This window comes from Clostridioides sp. ES-S-0006-03, assembly GCF_020662275.1.
Classification (GTDB): Bacteria; Bacillota; Clostridia; order Peptostreptococcales; family Peptostreptococcaceae; genus Clostridioides.
The window spans coordinates 1-17,890 of the sequence record NZ_JADGMM010000005.1; the positions used below are offsets into that span (position 1 = coordinate 1).

The following is a 17,890-nucleotide window of genomic DNA, read 5'->3' on the forward strand; positions in this document are numbered from 1 at the left end:
ACCCCAGAAAGACTATCTGGTTGATAGGTCGAAGGTGTAAGTGCAGCAATGTATTTAGCTTATCGATACTAATAGGTCGAGGACTTGACCAATATTTATTTGATGTTCATTAATTAAAATATATATGTAGTTTTTAGAGTGCTAACTCTAAAGAATCTAGTTTTACTAGTTTCAATAACTTAATAGTAATATTAAGCATAAAGATTATGTGGTTACAATAGCAGAGAGGATACACCTGTTCCCATTCCGAACACAGAAGTTAAGCTCTCTAGCGCTGATGGTACTTGGTGGGAAACTGCCTGGGAGAGTAGGACGTAGCCACGTAATTTTTTTTGCATAAAATTTTATAAAAATCTAATTATTATATGTTTTTATTTGTCTTTTATAGATTTTTTTGGCAATAAATGATATAGTGAATATAATTAAATATTTAAATATTTAATTTTTTTTGTTTTTTTGTAAGTTTATTTTTATAACTTTCTTTAAAATTTTTGGGAGATACACTTTGACATATGTTTTAAAAGTAATTTTAACAGTAAGTAGGATAAAAAATAAATAAAATAGAAATTTGTGTTAAATAAGGAGATTAATATGAAAAAAGATGCAAGATTGATAACAACAGGAATTCTTTCAATGGCAATTGTTGCACCTACAATGGCATTTGCTACTGAGTCTAATGCTATGGAAAATAATGCTAACTTAAATATAAATTTGGAGAAAAAAAGTATAGTTTTAGGAAGTACATCAAAAGTAAGTGTGAAGTTTAAAGAAAAGCCAGATGCTGATAGCATTACTTTAAAATATAAATGTTATGACATGCCACTAGATACAACTCTGAACTACAATCAATCAACTGGATTATATGAAGGAACAATCAACTACAATAAAGACCCAGAATATTTAAATGTATGGGAATTACAGGGTATAACAATAAATAGCACAACTAATCCTAAGACTTTAGATAAACAAGAATTAGAAGCTATGGGATTAAATTTAAAAGATTATGATGTAACACAGGAATGTATAATTGAAGACATAACTTCAAGAAAAGATGTAAGTAAATATATGAGAAAAACTTCTGCTCCTATAACAGAACTTACAGGAAGTGATAGATATGAAACAGCAGTTAAGATAAGTAAAGAAGGCTGGAAAAATGGTTCAGATAAAGTAATTATAATAAGTGGAGATGTAAGCATCGACGGTATTATATCAACTCCATTAGCTACTACATATAATGCACCAATACTTTTAGTTGAAAAAAACAGTGTACCAGCCAGTGTAAAAGCAGAATTAAAGCGTCTAAATCCTAAAGATATAATTATAATTGGAGATGATAATTCTATTTCTAAAACTACTGCTAATCAAATAAAATCAACTGTAAGTGCTAGTCAAACACGTTTGAATGGTTCTAATAGATATGAGACATCTTTATTGATAGCAAAAGAAATAGATAAAAATCATGATGTAGATAAAGTATATATAACAAATGCAAATGGTGGAGAAGTAGATGCACTTACTATTGCAGCAAAAGCAGGTCAAGATAAGCAACCAATTATATTAAGTGATAAAGACAGTCTTACAAATGATACATATAAGTGGCTACAAAGTGAGGATTTACAAAGTGCTTACTTTATAGGTGGTCCTCAAATGTTATCAACAAATGTTATCAATAAAATAAATGATATAACTAAAGATAGTGTTACTAAAAATAGAGTATATGGAGCAGATAGACATGAAACAAATGCAAATGTAATAAAAACATTCTATACAGAGGATGAATTAGAAGCTGTTCTAGTTGCTAAGTCAGATGTACTTGTTGATGCTTTAGCAGCAGGGCCATTGGCTGCTAGTTTAAAATCTCCAATACTTATAACACCAAAAACATATGTATCTGCATATCATAAGGATAATTTAGAAGCTAAATCTGCTAATAAAGTGTATAAGATAGGAGGCGGATTAACTTCTAAGGTAATGAATTCTATAGCATCATCATTATCTAAGCATAATACAACACCAACAGACCCAGGAACTAGTAATGGAGCAAAAACAGTTATGATTGACCCAGGTCATGGTGGCTCGGATACTGGAACAACAGGTAAACCATTAGGTGGAATTAGAGAAAAAGATTATACTTTAAATACTTCACTTGCAACAACTGAGTATTTACGTTCAAAAGGAATAAATGTAATTATGACAAGAGATACAGATAAGACTTTATCACTTGGAAATAGAACTGCCCTATCTAACTCTTTAAGACCAGATTTATTTACAAGTATACACTATAATGCATCTGATACAACTGGAAATGGAGTAGAAGTATTTTATAAACTTGCAGACAAAAATGGTGGAACTACTAAAACTGTAGCTACAAACATATTAAATAGAATTTTAGAGAAGTTTAATCTTAAAAATAGAGGTATAAAAACAAGAACACTATCAACTGACCCTACAAAGGATTACTTGTATGTTTTAAGAACTAATGATATGCCAGCTGTACTTGTAGAATGTGCATTTTTAGATAATGAGAAGGATATGAGTTTATTGAATTCATCATCAAAAGTAAAGGACATGGGTACACAAATAGGTAAAGGTATAGAAGAGTCATTAAAATAGTACATAATGAAAATACTTAAAAAACTCAGCATAAATTAATTTATGACTTTAGATTTAGTTTAAATCCATAAAATAAAAATATAATTCTGTTAGTAATAAAGACTATGTATAAGTTGTTGCAGATATAAGTGCAAATAGTGTATACATAGTCTTTTTGTGTTGAAGTTTTGGTTGCTAAGTCTCAGGTGTAATTATAGAGATGTATTTAACTTCTAGGTATTAATAGGTCGAGGACTTGAATAATATTTATATGATGTTTATTTATTAAAATATATATGTAACATTTAGAATGCAACTTTGAAAAATTAATTTTATTGACTTATAAAAATTTGATATAAAACTCTACAAAATATAATCATTATATGTTTTTATTTGTCATTTATAGATTTTTTTAGTAATAAATGATATAGTGGAAATGAGCAAATATATTTAATTATGTTTATTTTTTGTAATTGTTTATTTTTTGTAATTTAATTTTTAATAAATTTTTGCAAATTTAGATAAGCACACTTTGCTGTGTTTTAAAAAATTAAAAGATAAAAAAAGCAAGGTGAAAATCTATGTTAAGTAAGGAGATTAATATGAAAAAAAATACGAGATTAATAACAACAGGAGTTCTTTCAATGGCAATTGTTGCACCTACAATGGCATTTGCTACTGAGTCTAATGCTATGGAAAATAATGCTAACTTAAACATAAATTTGGAGAAAAAAAGTATAGTTTTAGGAAGTACATCAAAAGTAAGTATAAAATTTAAAGAAAAACCAGATGCTGATAGCATTACATTAAAATATAAATGTTATGATATGCCACTAGATACAACTCTGAACTACAATCAATCAACTGGGGTATATGAAGGAACTATAAATTATAATAAAGACCCAGAGTATCTAAATGTTTGGGAGTTACAAGGGATAACAATAAATAGCGCAACTAATCCTAAGACTTTAGACAAACAAGAATTAGAAGCTATGGGATTAAATCTAAAAGACTACAATGTAACACAGGAATGTATAATTGAAGATATAACTTCGAGAAAAGATGTAAATAAATATTTGAGAAAGACTTCTGCACCTATCACAGAACTTACAGGAAGTGATAGATATGAAACAGCTGTTAAAATAAGTAAAGAGGGATGGAAAAATGGTTCAGATAAAGTAGTTATAATAAATGGAGATGTAAGCATAGATGGTATTATATCAACTCCACTAGCAACTACATATAATGCACCAATACTTTTGGTTGAAAAAAATAATGTGTCTGATAGTGTAAAAGCAGAATTAAAGCGTCTAAATCCTAAAGATATAATTATAATTGGAGATGAGAATTCTATTTCTAAAACTACTGCTAATCAAATAAAATCAACTGTAAGTGCTAGTCAAACACGTTTGAATGGTTCTAATAGATATGAGACATCTTTATTGATAGCAAAAGAAATAGATAAAAATCATGATGTAGATAAAGTATATATAACAAATGCAAATGGTGGAGAAGTAGATGCACTTACTATTGCAGCAAAAGCAGGTCAAGATAAGCAACCAATTATATTAAGTGATAAAGACAGTCTTACAAACGATACGTATAAGTGGTTACAAAGTGAGGATTTACAAAATGCTTACTTTATAGGTGGTCCTCAAATGTTATCAACAAATGTTATCAATAAAATAAATGATATAACTAAAGATAGTGTTACTAAAAATAGAGTATATGGAGCAGATAGACATGAAACAAATGCAAATGTAATAAAAACATTCTATACAGAGGATGAATTAGAAGCTGTTCTAGTAGCTAAGTCAGATGTACTTGTTGATGCTTTAGCAGCAGGACCATTGGCTGCTAGTTTAAAATCTCCAATACTTATAACACCAAAAACATATGTATCTGCATATCATAAGGATAATTTAGAAGCTAAATCTGCTAATAAAGTGTATAAGATAGGAGGCGGATTAACTTCTAAGGTAATGAATTCTATAGCATCATCATTATCTAAGCATAATACAACACCGACAGACCCAGGAGCTAGTAATGGAGCAAAGACAGTTATGATTGACCCAGGACATGGTGGTTCAGCACCTGGAAATTCATTTGGAGGAATGATTGAAAAAGATTACAATTTAAATACTTCACTTGCAACTACTGAATATTTACGTTCAAAAGGAATAAATGTAATTATGACTAGAGATACAGATAAGACTTTATCACTTGGAAGTAGAACTGCTTTATCTAACTCACTTAAACCAGACTTATTTACAAGTATACATTACAATGGTGATAATAATAGAAAAGGTCATGGAGTAGAAGTGTTTTACAAGCTTAAAGATAAAAATGGAGGAACTTCTAAGACTGTGGCTACAAACATATTAAATCGAATTTTAGAGAAATTTAAACTTACAAATAGAGGTATAAAAACAAGAGTACTTACTAGTGACCCTACAAAAGATTATTTATACGTTTTAAGGACCAATGACATGCCAGCTGTACTTGTAGAATGTGCATTTTTGGATAATGAGAGTGATATGAAGTTAATAAATTCACCTGCAAAAGTAAAAGAAATGGGCACACAAATAGCTAAAGGAATAGAAGAATCATTAAAGTAATTAAAAATAGAGTGATTAAAGTTTAATATAAATTTATGATTGTGAGTTTATATTAAAGCTATAATTTGAAGTATGGGTGTGTAAATATATAAAGACTATATATACATTGTTGCATATACAAATGCATAACAGTGTATATATGGTCTTTTTTGTAGTTAAATGCAATAATTTGATTGTATTTTGAAAAATGCACAATATGATATAATTATATAATATACACTTAATTTAATTAAGGAAGGTGATTATGTGGAATATTTATTAAAAAAAAGCAGTCTAAAAAAAGATGAAAATGAATCCTTAGGTAAATATAAGGAATTATTGAATAGAACTGAAAATAACTCAAGAAGTATTATTTTATTAGTACCAAATAACAATACTAGAATAAGATATGAGAGGTCATTAGAATTAGATTATAGTGAAGAATTAAAAATAACAACATATATAGGATTTGTAAAAAAAGAATTATTAAAATATTGGGCACTTATAATAGAGAAATGTGAAGGAATAAATAAAAAATCTATATCTCCAACATTTATATCAAATAGTTTAAGTGAATATTTAATAATTAAAAAAGTTAAGGAAAAAAGAGTGAAAGAAGGATATTTCGAAGATATCACAGGAACGAATAAATCAATCGCAAAAAGTATAATTACAAATATAAGTAAGTCCGCATTTAATTTAATTGACTTTGATTTTATTGGAGAAAAAATATATTCATCAAAGAAAAATAGAAATAGTATATATAGATTTTCATATACTCAGATGGATGAAATTATATCATATTATATAAATACACTACTTTCAAATTCAATGTTAGATAATGCACTGAGTGTATATCTATATAATAATTACCTTCTTAATGATGAGTTTTATTTAAAAAATTTACTTAAAGAATTGAGATATATAGTAGTTGATAGTCTTGAAAATTCAAGTAATGCAGAAGTAGATTTTATTGAAAAGGTGTCAAGCAATGCATTAGAAAGCTATATATTCTTTGATTTTAGTAAAGATTATTCTGTATTTAATAATATTGACATGGGTTATATAAATGAAAAGATAATATCTAAAATTAAATTTAAAGAAGAAATTAACTTTGAAAAAAGTAATATAAAAATAGAAGATTTATATTTATTACCCTCAAGTATAGAATTAAATCAATCAAGTCAACTATATAATGAAATGTTAGATTTAGTGAGCGAAAAGGTTGTAACACTTATAGAAAGTGGAGTATCTCCAAAAGATATAGCAATTATATCACCTATAAACAATACAATATTGGAGTATCAAATTAGAGATTCTTTGAAAGAAAAAAATATAGATGTTTTTAACACTAAAAAAGATAAAAAAGCTATAGATTACCCATATGGAAATGCTTTAGTGGTTGCAACTTGCATATTTTATGGATATTTAGACTTTATAAAAGATGAAGAATATATAAGTTTTTTAGAGACTCTTTTAGACATAAACAGAATAAAAGCATTTAAGATTTTTAAAGAAACAAGGTATTTAGAAGTTGATAAAATAGGAGGATATAATCAATATCGTGATATTTTACAGTATATTGAAGAAAAAAAGAAAAGTGATATAAAAATACATGAATTTTTAATTCAATTTTATATAGATAAAATGTTAAATTTAAAAGATGGTAAAAAGAATGTTGGTCTATGTAAACAGATAATAACTGAAAGTGAATCATTTAGTGAAAGTGCAAACCTACTTGGATTGAAAGAAGAAAAGATTTTTATAGAAGCTTTAAAAACGACAATAAATGATTATTATTCTGTTATTGATATAGAAGAGTTAAAAAGCAAAGATAAAATAGTAATAACAACTCCTTATTCATATATATCATCAAATATAGATAGAAGTGTCCAGATATTGGTAGATATAGGAAGTAATTCTTGGAATATGAAAATAGAAAAAGATATAAGTAATTTAATTGTACTTAGAAAATCTTTTGAAGAGAAAAAAATTTATACAAATGAAATGGAAGAGTACTACAAGAAATATTATCTATATAATACAATATATAATTTATTGTTAAGTGCAAAGAAAGTTTATGCATATAAGAGTGAATACACAATTAATGGTTATATTCAAGAAAGTATGCTATATAGTATACTTTTGAAACTCTCACATAAAGGAGATAAAATTTATGATTAATATAAACTATAGAGAAGACCAAATACCAATAATAAATTATGAGGATGGAACTATGGCAGTTCCAGCAGTTCCTGGGGCTGGCAAGACATTTATAATAACCAATTTAGTAGCTAAACTACTCCTTGAACAGAAACATAAAGGTGGTAAAATATTAGTTCTTACATATATGAATAGTGCTGTAAATAATTTTAAAGGTAGAATAAAAAAAATACTTGAAGAAAACAAAATAGACGATATTAACTCATATGAAGTAATGACTATACATAGTCTAGCTGTAAAAATAATAAAGGAAAAACCCGAAATAGTAATGCTAAGTGAAGATTTTAATATAGCTGATGATTTACAAAAAAGTATTATATTAAATGAATGTATAAATAAATTTAGATTTGATGGAGGAGAAAGAGCATTTAGATGGTTTCTAAAGGAGCAAAAAGATGAGAGATGGAAAGAGATAACTCTTGAAGCTTGGGAGAGAGGTTTTTTTGAATTTGTAGGAAATGCTATAAGTGAACTTAAATACAAGGGAATTTCTCCAGATAAGCTTGAAGAGATACTATCAAGAGGACACAAAGGCATGCTTAAAGTGATTTTGCCAATATACAAATTGTATGATAGAAAATTAAAGCAAAATGGCTTACTAGATTATGATGATATATTAATTTTAGCAGAAAAAACCTTATGCTTAGATGAAGGACTTAGAAAAAAATTCCAAACTAGATATAAATATATTTTTGAAGATGAATGTCAAGATTCAAATGAAATACAAGGGAATATAATAAAAATTATATCAAGTGAAAATAATAATTTAGTTAGAGTGGGAGATATAAATCAGAGTATAACAGGTACATTTTCATCATCAGACCCCAGGTTTTTTAAAGAATTTATAAAAAATGCAAAGTGTTGTTATAGGATGGATATGTCAAATAGAAGTTCAAAAGATATACTAGATTTAGCAAATTCACTTGTAGAATATGTCACAAAAGAATTTAAACAAGAGGAATGCAGATATGCTCTTGAGGATATGCAAATAAAAACTGTTCCAACTGGAGTTGGATATAAAGAAAACCCTAAGCCAGAGCATTATAATATAAATGTAAAATGGTATAATAGTTGGAAAAATGAAATAGAACAAACTGCTAAATATGTTAAAGGTATAAAAAAGAAATATCCAGATAAGAGTATAGGAATACTAGTTCCATTTAATGAACAAGTTACACAAGTTGCTAAGGAACTTAGAGAGTATAGTCTAACCTTTGAAGAATTGGGTCCAAATTCTTTAAGTAAAAGAAAGGTTATAAATAGCATAGCTTCTATTATAGATTTTATGCTAAACTGCGATGATATAGAAAAGTTAATAATCGTACTTGATAAGGTTTTTATAAATACAGACAATGAAATAGAAGAAAAGAATTTTTTAGACAGATTAAAAAAATATACAACAGAAGAAATTATATATGATTTGAAATTTAATAAAGATAAATTTGAATCACTAGAAATTAATGAAGAAAGCGATATATATACAAGTTTTAAATATGGTATAGATATTATAAAACAGATATTAGAATACCCAATAATAAGGTTAGACCTGCTGATACTGTTTATTGGTAAAAAGCTCAACTTAGAAAAAGAGGATAAAGCAGTATTAGATTATATATCTTTTTATATAAAGTATTTAGTTTCGGAAAATATATATATGGACTTAGAAGATGTTTACAATGTTCTATTTGATGTTAAAAATAAGGTGTTTAATCATATAATAGATGTAGTTTATGAGATAAATGGATATGAGCCAGAACCTGGTAGCATAACACTATGTAATTATCATAAATCAAAGGGGATGGAATGGGATTGTGTGTTTTTATTAGGTCTTGTTGAATATAATTTCCCTGACAATATTACTCAGAAATTTCAGAGTGATAAATGGTACTTAAAAGAAAAATACAAAAATCCAATGGCTATTATTAAGTCAGAAATTGAATCTATATTAAAAGGTAGTATTTCAACTGATTACGCTTATCAAACTAAAATTGATTCTATAAATGAGAAGATTAGACTTTTATATGTAGGAATCACTAGGGCAAAGGAGATGTTAGTACTTTCAGGGAGTGCTTATAGAGATGAAAATGATATAGGTAATAAAAGAAAAGAACAGAATCCTTGTGTTTATTTAAGAAGGTTGAATCAATATATTATTGAGAAAAGGTCAAATTAACATATAGATGAGTTAAGTTGATATATTATTGAAAGAAATATAAGTTAATATATGATGAGTTTAGCTTATATACTGTTGAAAGAATGCCAAATTAATATATAATAAATAGTTATTAAAAAATAAAGTTAAGAGAGAAGTGATATGATTGAATGATAAATTAAAATATTTTTCTTATAGTCAAAATTCAATTAACACATATAAATCGTGCCCACTAAAATTTAAATATAAGTATATTGATAAAATAAATTGGAAAAATGATGATATAGGTAGTAGAGAATATTATGATAGTTTAAAAACTGGAAGAGACTTTCATTTAATTTGTGAAAGATACTTTAGTAATATACCACTTGGAATCTATTTTAATGAAGATGATAAAAATAGTAAAAGATTTTCAAAATGGATTGAGAATATAAAAAAAATTGTTCCTATAGAAAAAGAAAAAATGTATTTACCAGAATATGAAGTAAGGATGAATTTAAATGGGGACATATTACAAGCAAAGTATGATTTAATTGTAGTTGGAAAAGGCAATATAGAGATATGGGACTGGAAAACTGAGTCTAAAAAGATTAACTATAAAAATGTGGAAAGTAGGATTCAAACAATAGTTTATATGTTTTTGGCAAAAGAAGTTATACCAAAAGTTTTAAAAATAGAAGTAAATGTTAAAGATATAAGTATGAAATATTACCAACCTGAATTTGATGATTTGCCAATTAATATCTCATATGATGAAGAAAAACATGAAGCAAATAGAAATAAGATTCAAAACTATATAAACATGATAAAAAGTACTAATTATGAAGAACATACATACGAACACAATCTATACAATGATATAGAAAAGGTATATAATAAAGAAGAACGTATGTGCTATAGAAATAAAAGTCATTGTAAGTATTGTGAGTTTAATAAATTATGCAATGACAAAGAAATAGATTATAGTATTTTGGAGGCGGAAATTTATGGGACTTAGGTTTATATTAGGTAGATGTGGAAGTGGAAAATCTACATATATATTAGATGAAATTAAAAAAGAATCTCAAAAAAATGAAATGACATCTGTTATACTTTTAGTTCCAGAACAGTATACATTTGAAGCTGAAAATAGAGTAAGCAAACTATTTTTAGGAAGAGAAAAGGACAAGTACTTAAGAGTTAGAGTGCTTAGTTTTAAAACACTGAGTAACATAGTTTTTTCTCAAACAGGAGGATTAACAGATGTAAATATAAATTCTAGTGGAAAAGCAATGATGGTGTATCGAGCGATAGAAGATGTAAGTGAAGAGTTAAATGTATTTTCAAAATCAAAGTCGCAATCTGGTTTTGTAAGTTCAATTACAGATATGATATCAGAAATGAAACAGTACAATATAAGTCCTGAAATGTTAGAAAATATATCTGGAGAATTAGAAAATGAGACATTAAGTTTAAAGTTAAAAGATATAAGTAAGATATATAATTCTTTTGAAGGAAAATTACATGAAAATTATATAGATGCTCAAGATATGTTGACTTCATTATCAGGTAAAATAGAATTGAGTAACTATTTAGAAGGAGCTTATGTTTATATAGATGAGTTTACAGGTTTTACACCAAATCAATACAATGTTATAAAAAGTATATTAAATAAAGCTAAAGATGTTAATATATCTTTGACTGTAGATAATGTTAATTATATTGGATATAGCAAAGCAGATGTATTTTCTAGAACTAAGTTTACTTATTCAAAATTAACTCAATTATGTAATGAAGAAGGAATAAAAATATTACCACAAGTAAATTTAAATACAGGCACTATAAAAAGATTTGAAGGAATTCAAGAGTTACAACATTTAGAAAAGTTTTATAATGCTTATCCATATAAAACATATATAAATCCAACTAAAAATATAAAAATAAAAGAATTTAATAATCTATATTCAGAGGTAGAAGAAATAGCTAAAGAAATTGTACATTTGGTTAGAGACAAAAATGTTAGATATAGAGATATAACTCTTGCTACAAGAGACTTAAATAGATATGATTTTTTGGTACATTCTATATTTAATGAGTATAACATACCTAACTTTATAGATAAAAAGAGAGAAGCAAAAAGTAATCCAATAGTTATATTAATTATTTCGGCTCTAGAAATGAAAAACAGACGATATGGATATGAAACTATGTTTAGGTATTTAAAGAGTGGTCTTATAGGAATTGATAATGATGATATAAATTTACTAGAAAATTATGTACTAGCCAATGGGATTAAAGGTAAGAAATGGTTTGATGAAAAGTGGGATTATAGAATAACACAAAGTCTTACTAATGAAGAAAGTGAATTTGAGGTAGAATTAAAAGATAAAATAAATAAAATAAAAAATAGAGTATTAGAGCCAATAATAAATTTACAAGAAAAATTAAAGGGAAAAAACAGAGTAAAAGAAATTTGCAAGTATATATATGAGTTTTTACTAGATATAAATATGCCAGAAACTATAGAGAGTTTAATAGTAAATTTTAAGGATAAAGGAGAACTCGATGTTGCTAATCAGTATTCACAAGTTTGGGATATAGTAGTAGATGTTTTAGACCAAATGGTGGAACTTATGGGTGAAGAAATAATATCCTTAGAAAAATTTATAAAATTAATAACTCTTGGTTTTGATGAGTATGAGTTAGGGCTAGTTCCTCCTAGTATAGACCAAGTACTTGTAAGTAGTGTGGACAGAATGAAAAATCCAAATACAAAATACTTATACTTAATAGGAACTACAGATGGTGTATTTCCTTTAATTACAAAAGATAGTGGAATATTAAGTGATAATGATAGGGAGAGTCTTGGAAATAAAGGTATTGAAGTTGACATAGATAGTAGAACTAGAAGTTTTGAAGAACAATTTTTAGTATATAAAGCCCTTACTTCAACATCTGAAAATCTAATTATAACATATCCTATATCTGACCATGAGGGTAAGACACTTAGACCTTCAATAATTGTATCAAGATTGAAGAAAATATTCCCAAATGTAGAAAATAAAAGTTATTTGATAGAAGAAGATAAAAGAACTAATGAAGATATACTTAAAAAAATAACTGTAAAATCACCTACATTTAACGAGCTTATAAGTGTAATAAAAAACTACGATAGTGATGAGTATAGCAAAGAAGAAATGAATAGTATCTGGTTAGATATATATAGATACTATCTAAAGGATGAACTATATAGTTCTATAACAAAAAAAGTTATAAAAGGTCTTAGTTATACCAATCAAGTTCATAGGATTGAAGAGAAAAAAATAAGGTCATTATATAAAAGTAATTCTCTTAGTGTGTCTAGGCTTGAAAAATATGCAGAGTGTCCATTTGCTTATTTTATACAATATGGCCTTAAAGCCAGAAAGCGTAAAGAGTATTCATTTACACCACCAGATTTAGGAACCTTTGTTCATAATATTTTAGATAGATTTTCAAAAGAACTATCACAAGATAATTTATTGTGGAAAGATATTGATGAAGAATATATAGAATTAAAGGTAGGTATTATAGTTGATGAAATAATCTCAAAGATACCAGGATATATATTAAATAGTTCTGAAAGATATAAATATCTTGCGTATAGATTGAAGAATATGCTTACAACAGCTATAAATATAATTAGCCAACAGATAAAACAAGGTTCATTTGAACCTGTAGATTATGAAGTTAAATTTGGTAAAGACGGTAAATACCCTCCTATAAAAATAGTTTTGAATAATGGAGAAGAAGTAAATTTAATCGGTCAAATAGATAGAGTAGATGAGTTTGAAGAAGGTGAAAACAAATATATAAGAATAGTAGATTATAAATCAGGTAATAAAGCTATAAGTTTAACAGAGATATACTATGGTCTACAATTACAATTACTTGTATATCTTGATGCAATCCTTGAAAGTGTAAAAGAAGAAGAAGATATAAATTTAAATCCAGCAGCAATATTATATTGTAGAATAAATAATCCAATAGCAAAGTTTAATGAAGATAAAGATGACGCTGAAATTCAAGAAGCAATATTAAAAGAGCTTAGAATGAAAGGACTTGTGGTAAAAGATTCTCATATAATAAAAGAGATGGATAAGTCATTGATAGATGGAAAAAGAAAAAATTCATTAGTAATACCAGTAGGTCTTACAAAGGATGGAAATGTAGGTAAAAGCACATCTACAGTAAGTTATGAAGATTTTAGGTTACTTAGAAAATATGTAAAACATGCGATAAAGGATTTATGTGAAGAAATGTTGAGTGGTGAAATAAAGATATCTCCATATAAACATAAAGAGGGAACATCATGTGATTTTTGTGATTATTCAGCTATATGTCAATTTGATTCCACTATGAAAGATAATAAATATAAAATTTTAAATAATAAGAGCAATGAAGAGATAATAAAAATGATGGAAGGAGATGTTGATTGATGAGTTCTCCTAAATGGACAAAAGAGCAAACAGAAGTTATAGAAAGTAGAGACTGTAACTTACTTGTTGCAGCTGCTGCTGGGTCGGGAAAAACAGCAGTACTGGTTGAACGTATAATTCAAATGATAACAAGTAGAGAAAATCCAATTGATATAGATAAATTATTAGTAGTTACATTTACTAATGCGGCTGCATCAGAAATGAGAGAGAGAATAGGTGATGCTATAGGAAAAGCATTAGATGAAAATCCAGAAAATAAACATTTACAAAATCAACTTGTCTTATTAAATAAGTCAAGTATTACAACAATACACTCATTTTGTTTAGATGTTATAAAATCAAACTTCCATAGAATAAACCTAGACCCTAATTTTAGAATAGGAGACCAAACTGAATGCGCTATTTTGAAACAAGAGGCAATAGAAGAAGTATTTGAAAAATTATATGAAGAAAGAGAAGAGGGTTTTTTAAATTTAGTTGAAAGTTATGCAGAAAGAGGCGGAGATAAAGAGGTTCAGGATATTATTTTAGGAATATATTCATTTGCAATGGCTTCTCCTGAGCCTAAAAAATGGCTTGTTGATTCAGCAGAGAGATTTAACATTGATGAGGACTTTGATTTTTCAGAATCTATTTGGGCTAGAGCTATATTAGACACTGTAAAAATAGAAATTGATGGAATTTGCTCAAATATGGAAAAGGCCTTAAAAGAAGTTAAGTCAATAGAAGAGCTAGAAACTTTTACAGAGAAGCTTTCGATTGAGTATAAGAGAGTGGTCGATATTTCAGAAGCATGTAATAAATCATGGAATGAGGCATATAAGAAGATGTCAAGTATATCTTTTGAAAACTATGTAAAAGGTATAAAAAGGATACCAAAAGATGCTCCTTCATATATAAAAGAATCAAAAGAAAAAGCAAAAGCAATAAGAGATAAAATTAAAAAATCTTTAGAAAGTATAATAAATGCTACATTTAATAAAGATAGCGAATCTATTAAAGACGAAATTAAGTATCTTTATAATATAGTTAAACCAATATCCAATATTGTTCTAAGATTTGAAGAAGAATACAGCAATAAAAAAAGTGAAAAAGGAATAATAGATTTTAATGATATAGAGCATTTTGCCTTAAATATACTTACGAATATAGATGAGAATGGAAATATCGTACCTTCTGATATAGCTATGGGGTATAGAGATAATTTCTATGAAATATTTATAGATGAATATCAAGATAGCAATCTTGTACAAGAAGTACTGCTCAAAACTGTAGCAAACATAGATATTCCAAATAGATTTATGGTTGGTGACGTAAAGCAGAGTATCTATAGATTTAGACAAGCAAAACCAGAGTTGTTTTTACAAAAGTACAATAACTATAAAGATGAAAAAGGAAGTTCTCACAGAAAAATAATGCTTTATAAAAACTTTAGAAGTAGAGAAGAAGTTGTAGACTCTGTAAATTATATATTTGAAAATATAATGAATGAGAATATAGGAGAGATTGAATATACAGAAAAAGAAAGACTTAATTTGGGTGCAGATTTTAAATCAGATTTAGATGAGAACTCTATTGTTGGCGGAGCAACAGAAATACACCTTATACAAAAAAATACTAAACCTAGTAATGATATTATAAATAATAAAGATAATAATGTTAATAATGAAGAAAATGAAGTAGAAGAAGATGAAGAACTAGACAATATACAACTTGAAGCTAGAATGGTTGGAAAGATTATTAAGGATTTAATGAGAGCCAATGAAGACGGAAAGATTCAAAAAGTTTATGATAAAGGAATTGATGCCTATAGACCTGTGGAATTTAAGGATATAGTGATTCTTTTAAGAGCTACATCTGCATGGGCACCTGTGTTTGCAGATGAGTTGATGAATATGGATATACCTACTTATGCTGATGTTGGAGTTGGATATTTTGATACAATTGAAATAAAAACAATACTATCATTACTTCAGATAATAGATAATCCAATGCAAGATATACCACTTATAGCTGTGTTAAAGTCACCTATATTTGGATTTACACCAGAAGATTTAATTGATATTAGAATTCAAAATAAAGATAAAACTTTTTATGAAGTTTTAGAAAGTACATCAGAGTATGATGAATTTACAGAATCACAGAATGAAAATAAGTCGGATTTTGTACCAAGTGAAGAATGTATAAATAAAAGCAAAGACTTTCTGATTAAACTAAAAGAATTCAAAGAAAAATCAATGTACATGAGTACAGATGAATTTATATGGTATTTATATACAAAAACTGGATACTATGCTTATGTTGGAGCATTACCAGGTGGAAGTCAAAGACAAGCCAACTTGAAAGTACTTTTTGAGAGAGCAAAACAATTTGAAGAGACTAGCTTTAAGGGAATATTCAACTTTGTAAATTTTATAGAGAAATTAAAAAAATCTAGTTCTGATATGGGGAGTGCAAAAACACTTGGAGAAAATGCAAATGTTGTTAGAATAATGAGTATCCATAAGAGTAAAGGTCTAGAATTTCCAATAGTTATATGTTCTGCTATGGGAAAAAATTTCAATACTCAAGATTTTAAAAAGAGTATTTTATATCATCATAACTTAGGATATGGACCTCAGTTTGTGGATTATGAGAGACGAATTTCTTTTCCAAGTATAGCTAAAGAAGCACTAAAAAGCAAAATAAATATAGAAAATTTATCAGAAGAGATGAGAGTCTTATATGTTGCATTTACGAGAGCAAAAGAGAAGCTGATTATAACAGGCTCTACTAGAAATGTACAAGATAGCATGAAAAAATGGTCCAATGGAATTGAAAATTTAGATACAATATCACAATATGAAATACTAAAAAGTAAGAATTTCTTAGATTGGATAATGCCTTGTGTATTAAAACATAAAGATTTATCTAATTTATTGGAAGATATGGGATTAGATGTGCCATTTAATGTTGAACATAATTCAAAATGGTATGGAAAGTTATGGAATAAGGATGATATTTTAATACAAAAGAAAAATGATGAAGAAAAAGAAAGTATTGAAGAAATTCTTGAAAAAATAGATGTAGATGAGCCTGATAGCGATTATTATGCTGAAATAGAAGAAAAGTTAAACTATATATATCCATATGAATTTAGTACAAAAAAACCTGCTAGTATATCAGTTACAGAAATAAAAAAGATACAAAATAATTATGAAGAAGAGTTGATAAATACTATATTCGAACAAAAAATAACCTTAAAAAAACCTCTATTTATTCAAAATGATGAAGAAAAAGAAAAAATAAATGGAGCAGAAAGAGGTACAATAATTCACTTAGTTATGGAAGTTTTAGATTTAAAGAAGGTAAACAACATAAGTGATATAAAGATGCAAATAAAAAGTTTTATTTCAAAGGGTATAATAACAGAAAAGCAAGCTAGTATAGTAAATCCTTATAAAATATATAAATTTTTTACATCTAATATAGGAAAAAGGATGTTAAATGCTGAACTTATAAATAGAGAAAAGGCAATTTATGCACAAGTAAATATGAAAGATATATATCTTTATGAAGAATTGATAAAAAATGATGATAAGAAAATTTATGACAAAGAAAGTGTCATGTTAAGAGGTATAGTTGATGCTTATTTTGAAGAAGATAATCAGATAGTTTTAGTAGATTATAAAACAGATTTTGTAAATGAAGAAAATATAAATCAGATAATAGAGAAATATAAGAGACAATTAGATTTATATGCAGATGTTATTGAAACTTTAACTGGAAAATCAGTAAAAGAAAAATGTATATATTTATTTGGAATTGATGAGGCTGTTTGTTATTAATTATTTTGATATAAATTAGACATAAATATAAATGGGGAGGGA

At 26.9% G+C, this 17,890-nt stretch carries 7 protein-coding genes and 2 rRNA genes; all 9 read left to right on the forward strand.

Translation table 11 applies throughout. The annotated features are described in order from the left end of the window. Nucleotides 1–92, forward strand: a 23S ribosomal RNA gene (locus tag IR151_RS07975); the annotation flags it as partial. A gap of 115 nt (nt 93–207) precedes the next feature. Beyond that, nucleotides 208–324 (forward strand): 5S ribosomal RNA (gene rrf, locus IR151_RS07980). Between the two features lie 267 nt (nt 325–591). Continuing rightward, nucleotides 592–2,613, forward strand: coding sequence for an N-acetylmuramoyl-L-alanine amidase (locus tag IR151_RS07985; RefSeq protein WP_227433998.1), 2,022 nt, complete (start codon nt 592–594; stop codon nt 2,611–2,613). Between the two features lie 581 nt (nt 2,614–3,194). Continuing rightward, nucleotides 3,195–5,210: an N-acetylmuramoyl-L-alanine amidase gene (locus tag IR151_RS07990; protein ID WP_227433999.1), complete on the forward strand. Its 2,016-nt coding sequence runs from the start codon at nt 3,195–3,197 to the stop codon at nt 5,208–5,210. A gap of 246 nt (nt 5,211–5,456) precedes the next feature. Next, entirely contained in the window at nt 5,457–7,373 is a 1,917-nt protein-coding gene (locus tag IR151_RS07995; protein ID WP_227434000.1) for a hypothetical protein, read from the forward strand. Beyond that, nucleotides 7,366–9,585 (forward strand): ATP-dependent helicase, encoded by a 2,220-nt coding sequence (locus IR151_RS08000; RefSeq protein WP_227434001.1) that lies wholly within the window; start codon nt 7,366–7,368, stop codon nt 9,583–9,585. The genes IR151_RS07995 and IR151_RS08000 overlap by 8 nt, the downstream gene beginning before the upstream one ends. A gap of 145 nt (nt 9,586–9,730) precedes the next feature. Continuing rightward, nucleotides 9,731–10,561 (forward strand): PD-(D/E)XK nuclease family protein, encoded by an 831-nt coding sequence (locus IR151_RS08005; protein WP_227434002.1) that lies wholly within the window; start codon nt 9,731–9,733, stop codon nt 10,559–10,561. Beyond that, nucleotides 10,551–14,021, forward strand: a complete 3,471-nt coding sequence (gene addB, locus IR151_RS08010) for a helicase-exonuclease AddAB subunit AddB (RefSeq protein WP_227434003.1) — start codon at nt 10,551–10,553, stop codon at nt 14,019–14,021. The genes IR151_RS08005 and addB overlap by 11 nt, the downstream gene beginning before the upstream one ends. Beyond that, nucleotides 14,021–17,848 carry a helicase-exonuclease AddAB subunit AddA gene (gene addA, locus IR151_RS08015; protein ID WP_227434004.1) on the forward strand — a complete coding sequence of 1,276 codons (3,828 nt, stop codon included), beginning with the start codon at nt 14,021–14,023 and terminating at the stop codon, nt 17,846–17,848. The genes addB and addA overlap by 1 nt, the downstream gene beginning before the upstream one ends. The last annotated feature ends 42 nt before the right edge of the window (nt 17,849–17,890 follow it).

Coding starts and splice junctions, on each gene's coding strand:
- IR151_RS07990 (WP_227433999.1), top strand. CDS start 3,195: ATGAAAAAAAATACGAGATTAATAACAACAGGAGTTCTTTCAATGGCA.
- IR151_RS07985 (WP_227433998.1), top strand. CDS start 592: ATGAAAAAAGATGCAAGATTGATAACAACAGGAATTCTTTCAATGGCA.
- IR151_RS08000 (WP_227434001.1), top strand. CDS start 7,366: ATGATTAATATAAACTATAGAGAAGACCAAATACCAATAATAAATTAT.
- addB (WP_227434003.1), top strand. CDS start 10,551: ATGGGACTTAGGTTTATATTAGGTAGATGTGGAAGTGGAAAATCTACA.
- addA (WP_227434004.1), top strand. CDS start 14,021: ATGAGTTCTCCTAAATGGACAAAAGAGCAAACAGAAGTTATAGAAAGT.